This is a genomic window from Pseudomonas kermanshahensis (assembly GCF_014269205.2).
Taxonomy (GTDB): Bacteria; Pseudomonadota; Gammaproteobacteria; order Pseudomonadales; family Pseudomonadaceae; genus Aquipseudomonas; species Aquipseudomonas kermanshahensis.
Genome location: NZ_JABWRY020000001.1, coordinates 12655 through 29517, shown reverse-complemented (window position 1 = coordinate 29517; position 16863 = coordinate 12655). Strand labels below are relative to the sequence as shown.

At 62.0% G+C, this 16863-nt stretch carries 13 protein-coding genes and 1 tRNA gene; 13 read left to right on the top strand and 1 reads right to left on the bottom strand.

Annotated features, from left to right (window positions below; translation table 11 throughout):
* Positions 1-14 precede the first annotated feature (14 nt).
* The 5 genes from rpsU to HU764_RS00100 all read left to right on the top strand — a co-directional run bounded on the left by rpsU (position 15) and on the right by HU764_RS00100 (position 8408).
* On the top strand, positions 15-230 hold the full coding sequence (gene rpsU / locus HU764_RS00120; protein ID WP_003255575.1) for a 30S ribosomal protein S21: 216 nt from the start codon (positions 15-17) through the stop codon (positions 228-230).
* Between the two features lie 312 nt (positions 231-542).
* Positions 543-2525 (top strand): DNA primase, encoded by a 1983-nt coding sequence (gene dnaG, locus HU764_RS00115; protein ID WP_186681346.1) that lies wholly within the window; start codon positions 543-545, stop codon positions 2523-2525.
* A gap of 67 nt (positions 2526-2592) precedes the next feature.
* Positions 2593-4440, top strand: a complete 1848-nt coding sequence (gene rpoD, locus HU764_RS00110) for an RNA polymerase sigma factor RpoD (protein WP_085274068.1) — start codon at positions 2593-2595, stop codon at positions 4438-4440.
* Positions 4441-4571: 131 nt separating this feature from the next.
* Positions 4572-8315, top strand: a complete 3744-nt coding sequence (locus HU764_RS00105) for a bifunctional diguanylate cyclase/phosphodiesterase (protein ID WP_099452713.1) — start codon at positions 4572-4574, stop codon at positions 8313-8315.
* A gap of 16 nt (positions 8316-8331) precedes the next feature.
* Positions 8332-8408 (top strand) — tRNA-Ile (locus tag HU764_RS00100).
* 63 nt (positions 8409-8471) lie between these two features.
* Here HU764_RS00100 and HU764_RS00095 read toward each other — a convergent pair.
* Positions 8472-9029 carry an LbetaH domain-containing protein gene (locus HU764_RS00095; protein WP_186704026.1) on the bottom strand — a complete coding sequence of 186 codons (558 nt, stop codon included), beginning with the start codon at positions 9027-9029 and terminating at the stop codon, positions 8472-8474.
* Between the two features lie 114 nt (positions 9030-9143).
* Between HU764_RS00095 and HU764_RS00090 the strand changes: the two genes are divergently transcribed.
* From HU764_RS00090 to pqqB, 8 genes are all read left to right on the top strand, one after another.
* Entirely contained in the window at positions 9144-9605 is a 462-nt protein-coding gene (locus tag HU764_RS00090; protein WP_085274064.1) for an Lrp/AsnC family transcriptional regulator, read from the top strand.
* A 193-nt stretch (positions 9606-9798) separates the two neighbouring features.
* Positions 9799-10161, top strand: a complete 363-nt coding sequence (locus tag HU764_RS00085) for a toxin (protein ID WP_186681342.1) — start codon at positions 9799-9801, stop codon at positions 10159-10161.
* On the top strand, positions 10139-10453 hold the full coding sequence (locus HU764_RS00080; RefSeq protein ID WP_027594367.1) for a helix-turn-helix domain-containing protein: 315 nt from the start codon (positions 10139-10141) through the stop codon (positions 10451-10453). The genes HU764_RS00085 and HU764_RS00080 overlap by 23 nt, the downstream gene beginning before the upstream one ends.
* A gap of 162 nt (positions 10454-10615) precedes the next feature.
* Entirely contained in the window at positions 10616-12298 is a 1683-nt protein-coding gene (locus tag HU764_RS00075; protein ID WP_027594366.1) for a flavin monoamine oxidase family protein, read from the top strand.
* A 14-nt stretch (positions 12299-12312) separates the two neighbouring features.
* Complete coding sequence (locus HU764_RS00070; protein ID WP_186704027.1) at positions 12313-13107, top strand: carbon-nitrogen hydrolase family protein; 795 nt, start codon at positions 12313-12315, stop codon at positions 13105-13107.
* Between the two features lie 240 nt (positions 13108-13347).
* Positions 13348-15627, top strand: a complete 2280-nt coding sequence (gene pqqF, locus HU764_RS00065; RefSeq protein ID WP_186704028.1) for a pyrroloquinoline quinone biosynthesis protein PqqF — start codon at positions 13348-13350, stop codon at positions 15625-15627.
* A gap of 169 nt (positions 15628-15796) precedes the next feature.
* Positions 15797-15868, top strand: coding sequence for a pyrroloquinoline quinone precursor peptide PqqA (pqqA, locus tag HU764_RS00060; RefSeq protein ID WP_003243383.1), 72 nt, complete (start codon positions 15797-15799; stop codon positions 15866-15868).
* Between the two features lie 78 nt (positions 15869-15946).
* Entirely contained in the window at positions 15947-16858 is a 912-nt protein-coding gene (pqqB, locus tag HU764_RS00055; RefSeq protein ID WP_027594363.1) for a pyrroloquinoline quinone biosynthesis protein PqqB, read from the top strand.
* Positions 16859-16863 lie beyond the last annotated feature (5 nt).

Genomic DNA, 16863 nt, shown 5'->3' with positions numbered 1-16863 from the left:
TAAGGTAGCCCTGGATGCCAGCCGTCAAAGTTAAAGAGAACGAACCCTTCGACGTAGCTCTGCGTCGTTTCAAGCGCTCCTGCGAAAAAGCCGGTGTACTGGCTGAAGTTCGTAGCCGCGAGTTTTACGAGAAGCCGACCGCCGAGCGTAAGCGTAAAGCAGCTGCTGCTGTTAAGCGCCACGCCAAGAAAGTTCAGCGCGAACAGCGCCGCGCCGTTCGTCTGTACTAATACAGACGTTCTACGCAAAGCTTCTGCCCTGCCCGGCTCACCGCCGGGCCGATGGCAGCGGTTGCTTCACAACTGCTTCAAACTTGGGCAGCTAGCTCAAGGCCTTTTACGCACTCGCTTCATGCGAACTGCATGGGGGCAACCTGCCTGAAACGTCAGAGCTGGTCATTGACCAGATCGTGCACGTCCTGTCTGACGAGCCTTCATTGGCTGGCGACGAGCACATACTTCCCTCGCACTTCCCCTTGCAGCATTCGCCCCAACCGGCGCGTGAGCGATTAGACTTGCCAGTTGCCAGATGACGAGACTGCCATGGCCGGGCTGATTCCCCAGAGTTTCATTGACGACCTTATCAACCGCCTCGACATTGTCGACGTGGTGAGTTCGCGCGTCCAGCTGAAAAAAACCGGCAAAAACTACTCGGCCTGCTGCCCGTTCCACAAGGAAAAGACCCCGTCCTTCACGGTCAGCCCCGACAAGCAGTTCTATTACTGCTTCGGTTGCGGCGCCGGTGGCAACGCCCTCGGCTTCGTCATGGACCACGACAACCTGGACTTCCCCCAGGCCGTCGAGGAACTGGCCCGCGCCGCTGGCATGGAAGTGCCCCGCGAAGAAGGCCGTCGCGCACAAAAGCCGCGCCAGCCAACCGATTCACCGCTGTATCCGCTACTGGAAGCCGCTACCGAATTCTACCGCCAGGCACTGCGCAACCACCCCACCCGCAAAGCGGCGGTGGACTACCTCAAAGGCCGCGGCCTGTCTGGGGAGATTGCCCGGGACTTCGGCCTGGGCTTCGCGCCACCTGGCTGGGACAACCTGCTCAAGCACTTGGGCGCCGACACCCTGCAGCAAAAGGTCATGATCGATGCCGGCCTGCTGATCGAGAACGCCGAAACCGGCAAACGCTATGACCGCTTCCGCGACCGCGTGATGTTCCCGATCCGCGACAGCCGTGGCCGCGTGATCGCCTTCGGCGGCCGCGTACTGGGTGACGACAAACCCAAGTACCTCAACTCCCCGGAAACCCCGGTTTTTCATAAAGGCCAGGAACTCTACGGGCTTTACGAGGCGCGCAAGCACAACCGCAACCTCGACGAAATCATCGTCGTCGAAGGCTACATGGACGTCATCGCACTGGCCCAGCAGGGCCTGCGCAACGCCGTCGCCACCCTCGGTACCGCCACCAGCGAAGAGCACCTCAAGCGCCTGTTCCGCGTGGTGCCCAGCGTGCTGTTCTGTTTCGACGGCGACCAGGCCGGGCGCAAGGCGGCCTGGCGCGCGCTGGAGTCGACCCTGTCGGCCCTGCAGGACGGCCGCCGCGCACGCTTTCTGTTCCTGCCCGAAGGCGAAGACCCGGACAGCCTGGTGCGCGCCGAAGGCACCGATGCCTTCATGGCACGCATCAACCAGCATGCCCAACCCCTGGCAGATTACTTTTTCGAGCAACTGAGCGCCGAAGCTGACCCGCGCTCGCTAGAAGGCAAGGCGCATTTGGCGACCCTGGCTGCACCGTTGATCGAAAAAATCCCTGGCGCCAACTTGCGTCAGTTGATGCGTAACCGCCTGAAGGAAATCACCGGCCTCGACCCTCAGCAAGTCGAGCAACTGGCCCAACAACCGGCAGCCAGTAGCAGCGTCCCGGACTACGATCCGGGCTATGACTACGATGCCATGGCCAGCTACACGCCTGACTACGGCGACATGCCGCAGCACGACTACGCGCCGGCGCAGCAAGAGCAACAATGGAAGCCGAACAAGGCGGGCGGCAAGAAGCCGTGGAGCGACAAGCCTTGGGACAAAAACCGCAAAGGCGGCAAGCCCTGGCAGCAACGCGACGAGGCCCCACCGCGCACCCCGGCACCCGTGGAGCCCCCGACCCTGGCGGCCTTGCGCACGTTGCTGCACCACCCATTACTGGCCGGCAAGGTGGAAGATGCCAGCCACTTCGCCGACGAAGAGCACCTGTACAGCCAGTTGCTGGTGGCATTGATCGAAGCCGCTCAGAAGAATCCTGGGCTAAGCTCAATGCAGTTGATCGCACGCTGGCACGGCACTGAACAGGGCCGTTTGCTGCGGGCGCTGGCCGAGAAGGAATGGCTGATCGTAGCCGACAACCTTGAACAACAGTTTTTCGACACTATAACTAGCTTGTCCGCCCGCCAACGCGAGCGCAGCCTGGAACATCTGCTCAGGAAAGCACGTCAAAGCGAGTTGAGCAGTGAGGAAAAATCGCAGCTTCTCGCCCTGCTTAGCAGGAATGTTCCCGCACAAACGCCGACCTCATCTGGCGCGTGAGGCCCATGCTCGGGTATAATCCTCGGCTTGTTTTTTGCCCGCCAAGACCTTCAGTGGATAGGGTGTTATGTCCGGAAAAGCGCAACAGCAGTCTCGTATCAAAGAGTTGATCACCCGCGGTCGTGAGCAGGGCTACCTGACTTACGCGGAGGTCAACGACCACCTGCCTGAGGATATTTCAGATCCTGAACAGGTGGAAGACATCATCCGCATGATCAACGACATGGGGATCAACGTATTCGAGAGTGCTCCGGATGCGGATGCCCTTCTGTTGGCGGAAGCCGACACCGACGAAGCCGCGGCCGAAGAAGCCGCTGCTGCGTTGGCGGCAGTTGAAACCGATATCGGCCGCACGACCGACCCAGTGCGCATGTACATGCGTGAAATGGGTACTGTCGAGCTGCTGACCCGCGAAGGCGAGATCGAAATCGCCAAGCGTATCGAGGAAGGCATCCGTGAAGTCATGGGCGCCATCGCTCACTTCCCGGGTACTGTCGACTACATTCTCAGCGAATACGACCGCGTCACCACCGAAGGTGGCCGTTTGTCCGATGTGCTCAGCGGTTATATCGACCCTGATGACAACATCGCTGCCCCGACCGAAGAAGTGCCTGTTCCAGGTGCCAAGGTTGCGGCTGCCAAGGAAGAAACGGACGACGAAGAAGAAAGCGAAGAGAGCGACGATGAGGAAGAGGCCGAAAGTGGCCCGGACCCAGTCGTTGCCGCTCAGCGTTTCGGTGCGGTTTCCGATCAGCTTGCCGTCACCCTCAAGGTGCTGAAAAAGCATGGCCGTAGCCATGCCGAGAGCATCGGCGCCATGCAGGCGCTGGCCGATCTGTTCATGCCGATCAAGCTGGTACCCAAGCAGTTCGAGGTACTGGTCGAGCGCGTGCGTGATGCACTGAGCCGCCTGCGTCAGCAAGAACGCGCCATCATGCAACTGTGCGTCCGTGACGCTCGCATGCCGCGTGCCGACTTCCTGCGCATGTTCCCAAGCAACGAAACCGACCAGACCTGGAGCGGTGACCTGGCCAAGCGTAACACCAAGTGGGCTGCTGCCCTGGGTGAAAAAGACGCTGCCATCGTCGCCTGCCAACAGAAGCTGATCGACCTTGAGACCGAGACTGGCCTGACCGTCGCCGAGATCAAGGAAATCAACCGTCGCATGTCGATCGGTGAAGCCAAGGCCCGCCGCGCCAAGAAAGAAATGGTCGAGGCGAACCTGCGTCTGGTGATCTCCATCGCCAAGAAGTACACCAACCGTGGCCTGCAGTTCCTCGATCTGATCCAGGAAGGCAACATCGGCTTGATGAAAGCGGTGGACAAGTTCGAATACCGTCGCGGCTACAAGTTCTCGACCTATGCCACCTGGTGGATTCGCCAGGCGATCACCCGTTCGATCGCCGACCAGGCCCGCACCATCCGTATTCCGGTGCACATGATCGAGACGATCAACAAGCTCAACCGTATTTCCCGCCAGATGCTGCAGGAAATGGGCCGTGAACCGACCCCGGAAGAGCTGGGCGAGCGCATGGAAATGCCTGAGGACAAGATCCGCAAGGTACTGAAGATCGCCAAAGAGCCGATCTCCATGGAAACCCCAATTGGTGACGACGAAGATTCGCACCTGGGCGACTTCATCGAGGACTCGACCATGCAGTCCCCGATCGACGTGGCCACGGTCGAAAGCCTCAAGGAAGCCACCCGTGACGTGCTCTCGGGCCTGACCGCCCGCGAAGCCAAAGTGCTGCGTATGCGCTTCGGCATCGACATGAACACCGACCACACCCTCGAAGAGGTAGGTAAGCAGTTTGACGTGACCCGTGAACGGATCCGTCAGATCGAAGCGAAGGCGTTGCGCAAATTGCGCCACCCGACGCGCAGCGAGCATCTGCGTTCCTTCCTCGACGAGTGATGACAAACCCCGGCCCAGGCCGGGGTTTTTCTTTTGTGGCCAAAGCGGCGACACAATGCCTGATTTCTGCCCCACATCCCCCTGAATGCCCGTCTACACTCGACGTCAGACACTCTGATAGCGAGGCCGCTATGCCCCTGATGCCGGCCATTCTGTTGCTGCTCCTTATCCTGTGGACCACAACGGCCGGCGCCCTGACCCTGACAGACGAGGAAAAAGCCTGGCTGGCTGCCCACCCGCAGTTAAGCCTGGGCGTAGACGCCTCTTGGCCACCGTTCGAGTTTCGCGACCAGGAGGGCCGGTACCAGGGATTGGCCGCCGACTACATCGACACGATCCAGGAACGCCTAGGCGTGACGCTAAAACCGGTCGAGCCCAAGAGCTGGACCGAGGTATTGGCGCAGGCGCGTAATAACCAGCTCGACCTGCTACCCGGCATCATGTCGACTCCCGAGCGCCAGGGTTACCTGGCCTTTACGCGCCCCTACCTCGACTTCCCGATTGTTATCCTGGCCCACAAAGGCGGCGCGCAACCCCGCTCATTGAAGGACCTGTACGGCCTGAAGATCGCCGTGGTCGAAAACTACGCCCCGCACGAACTGCTGCGCACCCACCACCCCGACCTGAACCTGGTGGCCATGCCCAACGTCAGTTCGACCCTGCAGGCACTGGCCACAGACGAAGTCGACGCCGTGGTCGGCGACCTCGCCTCGAGTATCTGGAGTCTTCGCCAGCTCAAGCTCGACGGCCTCTATGTCAGTGGCGAAACGCCCTACCGCTACCAACTGGCCATGGCCGCACCACGGGACAACAAAGTCCTGGTGGGCATTCTCGACAAAGTCATGGCCGACATGAGCAGCGCCGAGATCAACCGTATTCAACAGCGCTGGGTCGGTAACGTGGTGGACCAGCGCCTGTTCTGGTCCGACATGCTGGTGTATGGCCTGCCTGCGGTGCTGTTGCTGGTGGCGGTTCTTGCCGTGGTGATCCGCATCAACCGCAGGCTTAGCTCGGAAATTTCCCGCCGCATCGCCCTCGAACAAGAGCTGCGAAGCAGCGAGTATCACTACCGCGGTCTGGTCGAGAGCCTGTCGGCCATCGCCTGGGAAGCCGACGCCAACGATTTCACCTACAACTATGTCTCGCCCCATGCCGAGGACCTGCTCGGCTACCCGTTGCATGACTGGCTCAAGCCCGGCTTCTGGCGCAGCATCCTGCACCCGGAGGACGCGCTCTGGGCCCAGGCTTATTGCGACAGTGAAACCGCAGCCGGCCGCGATCACAGCCTCGACTACCGGGTCATCCGCGCCGATGGCCAGCCCCTATGGATTCGCAACATCGTCAGCATGATCGAGCATGGCCACCGGCCGGTAATGCGCGGGCTGATGATCGACATCAGCGAGACCAAACGCACCGAAGACGCCCTGCGCCTGTCGGAGCAGAAGTTCGCCTCGGTGTTCCAGCAGTGCCCGGACATCCTGCTGATCGCCCGCCACAGCGACGGCTGCCTGCTGGAGGTCAACGAAGCCTTCGAAGAGCAGATCGGCCTCACCCCAGGTCAAGTGATCGGCCGCACCGCCACCGAGCTGAACCTGTGGGCCGTCGCCGGCACCGGGCCGCGGCTGCTCGAACGCCTGCACCAAGGCGGCATCCGCAACCTGGAAATGAGCTTCCGCCGCAGCAATGGCCAGTTGTTCACAGGCCTGACCTCGGCAGAAACATTCGAGCTCGATGGCACGCCGGCGCTGGTCGTGGCCGTGCGCGACATCAGCCAGCTCAAAGAAACCCAGGAGCAACTGCAAACTTCGGAAGAGAAGTTCGCCAAGGCATTCCACGCATCGCCCGACGGCCTGCTGCTGTCGCGCCAGAGCGACGGGCTGCTGATTGAAGTCAACGAAGGCTTCTGCCGCCTCACCGGCTACGACCTGAACCCGACCATCGACCAGACCTCCCTTGACCTGGGCATCTGGGTGGACCTCAACGAGCGCAAGCGGCTGGTCGACCAGCTCAAGCGTGATGGCTTCGTACGTGACTTCAGCTGCCACATCCGCCGCAGCGACGGGCAGATCCGCCTGTGCGAATTGTCCGCCCGGCCCCTGCCGATTGGCGGTGTCGACTGCATGCTGACCATTGCCCGCGACATCACCGAGCGCCACCTCATGCAGGAAAAACTGCAGCTGGCCGCCACCGTGTTCGAAAACACCGCCGAGGGCGTTATGATCACCGACATCGACCAGCGCATCAGCGCGGTCAACCGCGCCTTCAGCGAAATTACCGGCTACGGCGAGATCGAGGCGCTCGGCCAAACCCCGCGCCTGCTTGCCTCCGGCCAGCACGACAGCGCCTTCTATGCCGCCATGTGGCATCAGCTGACCGACGAGGGGCACTGGCAGGGCGAGATCTACAACAAACGCAAGAATGGCGAGCTGTACCCCAGTTGGCTGACCATCAGCGCGGTGCGCAACAGCGAGTACGAGATAACCCATTTCGTCGCCGTGTTCGCCGACATTTCCAGCCTCAAGCACGCCCAGGCCAAGCTGGATTACCAGGCTCACCACGACCCGCTCACCGGCCTGCCCAACCGCGCCCTGTTCGAGAACCGCCTGCAGGCCGTGCTCACCTGTGCCCAAGTCTCGAACCGCCAGGGTGCGGTGTTGTTCCTCGACCTCGACCGCTTCAAGCACATCAACGACAGCCTCGGCCATCCGGTCGGCGACCTGTTGCTCAAAGGCATCGCCCAACGCCTGAAAGAACAGGTGCGCGACGTCGACACCGTGGCGCGCCTGGGCGGTGACGAGTTCATCATTCTGTTGCCCGGCCTGCACAGGCCCAGCGACGCCAACAGCATCGCCGGCAAACTGCTGGCTTGCTTCAGCGCGCCCTTCCAGGCCGGCGAGCACGAGTTTTTCACCAGCGCCAGCATCGGTATCAGCCTTTACCCACAGGACGGCAGCGACGTCTCCACGCTGATCCGCAATGCCGACGCCGCCATGTACCGCTCCAAAGCCAAAGGCCGCAACCGCGTAGAAGCCTACACCCGCGACCTCACCGCCCAGGCCAGCGAGCGCATCGCCCTCGAACATGAGCTGCGCCGCGCCGTCGAACGCAACGAAATGAGCCTGTGCTTCCAGCCCAAGCTCAGCCTCAAGACCCAGAGCCTGGTCGGCGCCGAAGCGCTAATCCGCTGGAGCCACCCGACCTTTGGCGAAGTGCCGCCAGAGCACTTCATTCACCTGGCGGAAGAGAACGGCACCATTCTGCAGCTCGGTGACTGGGTGCTTGAAAAGGCGTGCCAGCAGATGCACATCTGGAAGATGCACTACGAAGACTTTGGCCCACTGTCGATCAACCTGGCCGGCGCCCAACTGCGCCACCCCCACCTGGCACGGCGCATCGAACAGTTGTTAAAGACCTACCAGCTCAAGGCCGGCGACCTGCAGTTGGAGATCACCGAGAACTTCATCATGAGCCAGGCAGAAGAAGCCCTGGCCGTGCTGCACCAGTTGAAAAAACTGGGCGTGCAGCTGGCCATCGACGACTTCGGCACGGGTTATTCGTCCCTCAGCTACCTTAAACGCCTGCCGTTGGACATCCTCAAGATCGACAAGTCGTTCATCCGCGGCCTACCTGACGACCCCCACGACGCCGCTATCGCCAGGGCGATCATTGCCCTGGGCCGCAGCATGCAGTTCACGATCATTGCCGAAGGTGTGGAGAACCAGGCCCAGCAGCGCTTCCTGGCAGCCGAGGGCTGTGAACAGATCCAAGGCTACATCGTCAGCCTGCCCTTACCCCCGGAGGAGTTCGCCGCGACGTTTCTTCGTATAGCACTATCCGATCTTTCGGATGGCACCCTTTCAAAACCCTCGTTATAATCCGGCCACTTACTGAGGGCCTATAGCTCAGTTGGTTAGAGCAGAGGACTCATAATCCTTTGGTCCACGGTTCGAGTCCGTGTGGGCCCACCAAATACGACAAAGCCGCGCAATCGCGCGGCTTTTTTGTGCCTGTTGTTCAGCGCAACAAAATATTCAGTAGCTCGCCCGAGGCTGAATCTCTACCTGCCGCGTATTGTAAAACGTGTTTCCCGCCGGAATGTCCCGCATCACCAGCGACATGGCACCAATCACCACGTTATCGCCAATGCTGATCCGGTCCGCCACGATGCAGCTGTTGGCGCCCATGCTGACGTTATCGCCAATGCGCAACGCATACGCCTCCAGCCCTAGGGTCTTGATGCCGATCGAGCAATTCTGCCGGATGAAAAAGTTACGCCCGATGCTCACGTGGCGGGTAATCACCACGCCAGGCAGGTGGGCGATGCGCAGCCCGGGGGCGATTTGGGCGCCGATGTCGATGTCCACGGCGTACTTCAGATTGAGCCGTTGCTGCATGCGCGCGGCATGACGCTGGGCCAGGCCGCCTCGTGCGTCGAGGTACTGGGCCAGGCGGAAGGCAAAGAGAAAGCGCAGCTTGTTGTCCTTGCGGGCGCGGCGCAGCACGTTGAACAGCAGGCTGATGCGGCGGCCGGGCTTTTTCTTGTTGGAGACTTCCAGTCGCCAGCATTCGAGCAGATTTGCGAAGTTCACGGCGCGGGTCCAGTACGGTCGGCCTGCCATGATGCCGAAAGAAAGCCAGTGACGCAGCCTTGCTCTGGTTGCCATTGGCTGGCTAGGCTAGCGGGCCCACTGTAGAGACTTGCCATGTCGGATGCCCGCCACATTTCGCTGGATGAAATCGACCGCCAGCTGATCGCCCTGCTGCAAATCAATGCCCGCGAAAGCGTTGCCACCCTCGCCCGCCTGCTGGGTATCGCGCGCACCACGGTCAACTCACGCCTGGAGCGGCTGGAGAAGAACAAGGTGATCTCAGGCTACGGTGTGCGCTTGGGCCAACACGTGATGGGCGGTGGCTTGCAGGCGTATGTCGGGATCAAGGTGCAGCCCCGTTCCGGCAAGGAGGTGGTGCGGCGTCTGAGTGCCATGGGGCAGGTGCAGCAACTGTGCGCGGTGAGTGGCGAGTTCGATTATGTGGCTTGGCTGCGGACCGATTCGCCGGAGCAGCTGGACCAGTTGCTTGATCAGATCGGCAGTGTCGACGGGGTGGAGAAGACCACCACGTCGATCATTTTGAGCAGCAAGGTGGACCGAGGGCAATTGCTTTGAAAGAGAGGCAGTCGATTATGCCTTGCTCTTCGAGTATGCCTTTGAGGCGCAGCAACTCAGGACTCTCTAACCCGTGTCACATGCTGCAATTCACTAGCATCCCAGCACGGCGCCAATGTGTATAGCCTGAAAGGCGGCCCTATTGACGGGCCTGCTCGCCCACCCCAAACTATACGCAGATAACGTACACAAAATGGATGCCATTTTTGTTGAGCTACCGCCGTTCGAACGTCATCGAACCGACTACCTGAGCGACAAGGATTTTCACGCCTTGCAGCAATTTCTGTTGAGGCATCCACTTGCAGGTGATGTCATCAAAGGAACAGGCGGCCTCAGGAAACTCCGGTTTTCTGATACGCAGCGCCACAAAGGCAAGCGAAGCGGCACCCGGATCATTTACTACTATTGGCTCTCTGGCGCACAGTTTTGGCTATTCACCATTTACGGAAAAGACATTCAGGATGATCTGACTGATCTTCAGCGTAAAGCGCTAAAAACTCTGCTCGAACGCGAGTATCTGTCGAGGACAAACCATGCCCCGCAACCTCTTCACTGAGCTCACCGAAGGTCTGCACGCGTTAGCCGAGGAACGCCAAGGCAAAAAGACACTGCGCTCGCACAAGGTCAGCTTCTCCCAACTCCCTCCGCTTGCCCCTAACGAGTTACTAGAGCTGCGGCAGCGGCTGAACATGTCGAGGGCAGTTTTTGCGAACTACCTCAGGACCAATGCCCGGACGCTAGAGAGTTGGGAACAAGGCCGTTCCAAGCCGAATGCACAGGCAGTCACATTGATTCGCCTGGTACAGAGGTTTCCGGAGACCGTGGATCATCTGGCTTCGTTGACCTAATTCGTCGAAATGACTTAAAGCAGCTCGAATACGACGAATCTAATTACATTTGGCCAACACTCTGCATCTTAATTACGAACCCCCCACGCCCTAAAATGACCCCCAGGCATCTCCTATACTCAGGCTCCGCTCTCTGCGCAGCCCCTCTGGCAAGGTCACTTCATGAACAACAAGAACCGCCACCCCGCCGACGGCAAAAAGCCCATCACCATCTTCGGCCCGGACTTCCCCTTCGCCTTCGATGACTGGCTGGAACACCCGGCCGGCCTGGGCAGCATCCCGGCCGAGCGCCAGGGTGAGGAAGTGGCAATTGTCGGGGCCGGGATCGCTGGCCTGGTAGCGGCTTACGAGTTGATGAAGCTGGGCCTCAAGCCTGTCGTCTATGAAGCGTCGAAACTGGGTGGCCGGCTGCGTTCGCAAGCCTTCAACGGCACCGACGGGATCATCGCCGAGTTGGGTGGCATGCGCTTTCCGGTCTCTTCGACGGCCTTCTACCACTATGTGGACAAGTTGGGCCTGGAGACCAAGCCATTCCCCAACCCGCTGACCCCCGCCTCGGGCAGCACGGTGATCGACCTGGAAGGCCAGACCTACTACGCCGAAAAGGCCGCGGACCTGCCCGACCTTTTCCACGAGGTGGCCGACGCCTGGGCCGACGCCCTGGAAAGTGGCGCGCAGTTTGCCGATATCCAGCAGGCGATCCGTGACCGTGATGTACCGCGCCTGAAAGCGCTGTGGAACACGCTGGTGCCCCTGTGGGACGACCGCACGTTCTACGACTTCGTCGCCACCTCGCGCTCCTTCGCCAAGCTGAGCTTCCAGCACCGGGAGGTGTTCGGCCAGGTCGGCTTCGGTACCGGAGGCTGGGACTCGGACTTCCCCAACTCGATGCTGGAAATCTTCCGCGTGGTGATGACCAATTGCGACGACCACCAACACTTGGTCGTGGGCGGCGTCGAGCAGGTGCCGCAAGGCATCTGGCGCCATGTGCCGGAGCGCTGCGCCCATTGGCCGCAAGGCACCAGCCTCAGCTCGCTGCACGGCGGTGCGCCGCGCACCGGGGTCAAGCGCATTGCCCGCGCCGCCGATGGCCAGTTGGCGGTGACCGACAACTGGGGCGACACCCGCCATTACGCCGCCGTGCTTGCAACGTGCCAGACCTGGCTGCTGACCACGCAGATCGACTGCGAAGAGTCGCTGTTCTCGCAGAAGATGTGGATGGCCCTGGACCGTACCCGCTACATGCAATCGTCGAAAACCTTCGTGATGGTCGACCGCCCGTTCTGGAAGGACAAAGACCCGCAAACCGGCCGTGACCTGATGAGCATGACGCTCACCGACCGCCTCACCCGCGGTACCTACCTGTTCGACAACGGCGACGACAAGCCGGGGGTGATCTGCCTGTCCTACGCGTGGATGAGCGATGCCCTAAAGATGCTCCCGCACCCGGTGGAAAAACGCGTGCAACTGGCCCTCGACGCACTGAAGAAAATCTACCCGAAGACCGATATCGCCGGGCACATCATCGGCGACCCGATCACCATCTCGTGGGAGGCCGACCCGCACTTTCTCGGTGCCTTCAAGGGCGCGCTGCCGGGCCATTACCGCTACAACCAGCGCATGTACGCGCACTTCATGCAGCAGGACATGCCCGCCGAACAGCGCGGCATGTTCATCGCCGGCGACGACGTGTCGTGGACGCCGGCGTGGGTGGAAGGCGCGGTGCAGACGTCGCTCAATGCCGTGTGGGGTATCATGAATCACTTCGGTGGCCAGACCCACCCGGACAACCCAGGCCCAGGCGATGTGTTCGATGAAATCGGCCCGATCGCCCTGGCCGACTGAGACAAGGAGGCGCCATGCGTATCGCTCTGTTCCAGGGCGCGCCCAACCCACTGGACGTGCCCGGCAATCTGCAACGGCTGCAGCACCAGGCGCAGCGGGCGGCTGAAAGCGGCGCCCAGCTGCTGGTGTGCCCGGAGATGTTCCTCACCGGCTACAACATCGGCCTGGCCCAGGTCGAGCGCCTGGCCGAGGCCAGTGATGGCCCCGCGGCCATGGACGTGGTGGAGATCGCCCAGGCGCATCGCATCGCCATCGCCTATGGCTACCCGGAGCGCAGCGATGATGGCGCGTTCTACAACAGCGTGCAGTTGATCGATGCCCATGGTCGCAGCCTGTGCAACTACCGTAAGACGCACCTGTTCGGTGAGCTGGACCGCTCGATGTTCAGCGCAGGCCCCGACCATTTCCCCGTTGTGGAACTGGAAGGCTGGAAGGTCGGCCTGCTGATCTGCTACGACATCGAGTTTCCGGAGAACGCCCGGCGCCTGGCGCTGGACGGCGCCGAACTGATCCTGGTACCGACGGCGAACATGGCGCCTTACGATTTCATCTGCCAGGTGACGGTGCGAGCGCGGGCGCAGGAGAACCAGTGTTACCTGGTGTATGCCAACTATTGTGGGGCCGAGGGCGACATCCACTATTGCGGCCAGAGTAGCATCATCGGCCCGGATGGCAGCCTGCTGGCCATGGCCGGGCGGGACGAGTGCCAGTTGCTGGCCGAGCTTGCGCGTGAGCAGGTGGTAGAAGGGCGCAAGGCGTTTCCTTACCTGACCGACTTGCGCCAGGAACTGCATGTCCGCGAGGGCTGACAGGGGCCGCGTTGCGGCCCAATCGCCGGCAAGCCGGCTCCCACCCGAACTGTGTAGCCTCAAAGGCTAGCGCCGCACCTGTGGGAGCTGGCTTGCCAGCGATGGGGCCGGCACAACCACCACAAGACAGTTGCTCCCACAATGACAACGCAAACAGGCCCCGTAGGCGCCGGCTTGCCGGCGATTGGGCCAGGCCAGGCAGCACAAATGCGTTAGCATGAACGCCTACCTGGAGCCCCCATGCCTGACGCCACGCAGCACCTCACCCTCGCCAACGGCCTGCAGCTGACTCTGCGCCATGCCCCGCGCCTCAAGCGTGCGGCGGCCGCGTTGCGGGTGCAGGCAGGCAGCCACGATGCCCCGGCAAAATGGCCGGGCATGGCGCATTTTCTCGAACACCTGTTCTTCCTGGGCACAGCGCGCTTCCCGTTGGAGGACGGCCTGATGCGGTATGTGCAGGCCCTCGGTGGCCAGGTCAACGCCAGCACCCGTGAGCGCACCACCGACTTTTTCTTCGAGGTCCCCCCCGCGGCTTTAGCCGGCGGGCTGGAGCGCCTGTGCCAGATGCTGGCCGAACCCGACCTTGGCATCGAGCGCCAGCGCCGGGAGCGTGAGGTCATTCATGCCGAGTTCATCGCCTGGTCACGTAACCCGCAGGCTCAGCAGCAATTCGCCCTGCTACAGTCGGTTTCGCCCCAGCATCCGCTGAGCAGTTTTCAGGCGGGCAATCGTTATACCCTCGCCCTGCAAGATCCTGCGTTTCAACGCGCCCTTGGCCTGTTTCACCAACGCTTCTACCAAGGTGGGCAGATCACACTGAGCCTGTGCGGCCCACAACCGCTGGAAGCACTGGAACGCCTGGGTCGGGAATTTGGCAGCCTGTTCCCGGCCGGTAGCCGTGCCACGCAGGCATCGCCGCCGCCACTGCGCAGGGCCGGGCAGCCACTGACGTTCGCCCACGAAAGCCTGCCAGAAGGTGCCGAGCGCGCACTGGGGTTGCTGATCGACCTGCTCGACGACAGCCGACCAGGCGGCTGGCTGAGTGCGCTTCGCCAGCGCGGTTGGCTGCAAGGCTTCAAAGCCGAAACGTTGTATGCGTTCGCCGGGCAGCTGCTCTGGCACATCGACCTGCAGCTCGGGGCTGATGCCTGCAAGGATGAGGCGATCGCATTGCTGCATAGCTGGTTCGGTTTTGTCCGTCAGGCCGATCCGCAGCGGCTGAACGCCGCGTTCAGTCAATTGCAGCGCAGCCGTGAGTGGGCCGCCAGCCCGCTGGAGCTGGCACGACGGGACAGCTCAGGCCAGCCCTTCGCCGCACTCGACGAACAAGGCCTGAGCGCGCTGAAGGCACTGCTTGCCAGCCTTCCCAGCAGCGAGCATGGCCAATGGCAGATACCCGCCGCAGACGCTCTGCTGACCGCCGCACCGCCCCCCGCGACCGCGCCGTTACCTAAAGCACTGGCCATCAGCGACATGCTCCCGGCATCACGCCAATACGCCGCCCTTTATCTGCGCTGGCACCTGCCCTCAAGCCTGCGCCATGGCGTGTTCCCAATCCTTTGCCAGGCGCTGCGCCCCTTGCAGGAGCGCGCCGAACGCGCCGGGCTGCACCTACAGTTCAGCGAAGCTGGCGAATATTGGCAGCTACAGTGCGCCGGCCAACCGTCGGCGGTGATGAACGCCGTCACCGAAGCCCTCGCGCTGCTGAACGCGCCCTCACCTGCCGATTGGCACACTCCGCCGCCGCCCGCGCCCGCCCTGATCCCGATCAGAGCCCTGCTCAAGCGACTGCCTGATGCCATGCATACCCACAAGGCCGAACCGCTACCCGCGGGCTCGCTCGAACCGAGGCAGCTTGCGCAGGCGTGGGAACAGGCCCGCTGGCATGGCCTGGCACTGGGCTTTGAAGACACGGGCCCTCTCGGCACCGTGCTGACCCACTGCCCCGGGCAAGGCGCTACGGCCACTGCGCCGCCCCAGTGGCAAGCCCGTCGATGGGTAGACGCTGCACTGGCCGGCAGCGAAAACGCGGTGTTGCTGTTCTGCCCAGTGCCCGCTGACCAGCAAGCCATCGGCCGCCTGCTCGCGCAGCTGTTGCAGGGGCCGGTGTATCAACGCCTACGGGTAGAGCTGCAACTGGGCTACGCGGTGTTCAGCGCCTTCCGTCAGATTGAAGGCTGCGCTGGCCTGCTGTTTGGCGTGCAATCGCCCCATGCCACCCCTGCTCAAATTCTCGCTCACCTGCAACCGGTCCTAAGCAAAGGCGTGGTGCTCGACAGCGCAGCACAGCAGGCGCTGGCCGAGCAGTTCGCCGAGCCTGCGATGGCCAATGCCGAGGTGGCCGAATGGGCGTGGCAGACACACCTGGCGACACGACCCGACAGGCTGAATGACCTACAGTGGTCTATCCTCAGGGCTCGGCAAGCGGACCTTGATGCGCTACTTGGCAGTCTTCTGGCCCCTCATGCCCCTTGGCTCTGCCTGGCCAACAGCGCAGCGCCAGACCCATCCTGGCACTAGCAAAAACGAGGATTGTTACGTTTACTGCAAGGGCGCTTTTCGAAGAATTAACCTTTCGGTACAAATTTTTCTTGTAAGATAGCGCAATCTCAGTCAAGGGAACCTCCGGCGTACGGCGGTACCCAATAAGTAGCTGACCAACTCAACCCCGTTCGGAAGGAGTCATCCCATGTGGACCAAACCTGCATACACTGATCTGCGTATCGGCTTCGAAGTCACCATGTACTTCGCCAACCGCTAAGCCCTGCTTACGGTTCGACGCCTCGGCCCGCCGGGGCGTTTGTGTTTTTTGGATACGGTTTCCCGGTAGAGAGTGGCCATGTACATCCAGATTCTCGGTTCTGCCGCCGGCGGCGGCTTCCCCCAGTGGAACTGCAACTGCGTCAACTGCAAGGGCTACCGCGACGGTAGCCTGCGGGCCACGGCGCGCACGCAATCGTCCATCGCGCTGTCCGACGATGGCGAGCACTGGGTCTTGTGCAATGCCTCGCCCGACATCCGCGCCCAACTGCAGGCCTTCGCGCCGATGCAGCCGGCCCGCGCCCTGCGCGATACCGGCATCAATGCCATCGTCCTGCTCGACAGCCAGATCGACCACACCACCGGCCTGCTCAGCCTGCGCGAAGGCTGCCCGCACCCGGTGTGGTGCACAGACATGGTCCACCAAGACCTGACCACCGGCTTTCCGCTGTTCAACATGCTCAGCCACTGGAACGGCGGCCTGCAATGGAACCGTATCGAGCTCGAAGGCAGCTTCGTTATCGACGCCTGCCCCAACCTCAGGTTCACGCCCTTCCCCCTGCGCAGCGCCGCGCCCCCCTATTCGCCGCACCGCTTCGACCCGCACCCGGGTGACAACCTGGGCTTGCTGGTCGAAGACACCCGCACCGGTGGCAAGCTGTTCTACGCCCCGGGCCTGGGCCAGGTCGACGACAAGCTGCTGGCGATGATGCACGGCGCCGACTGCCTGCTGGTCGACGGCACCCTGTGGGAAGACGATGAAATGCAGCGCCGTGGTGTCGGCACCCGCACCGGGCGCGAGATGGGCCACCTGGCGCAAAACGGCCCCGGCGGCATGCTCGAGGTGCTCGATGGTTTCCCGCGCCAGCGCAAGGTACTTATCCACATCAACAACACCAACCCAATTCTCGATGAAGACTCGCCAGAACGGGCCGAGGTCCAGCGTCGAGGCGTTGAAGTCGCCTTCGATGGCATGAGCATCGAGCTTTAAGGAGG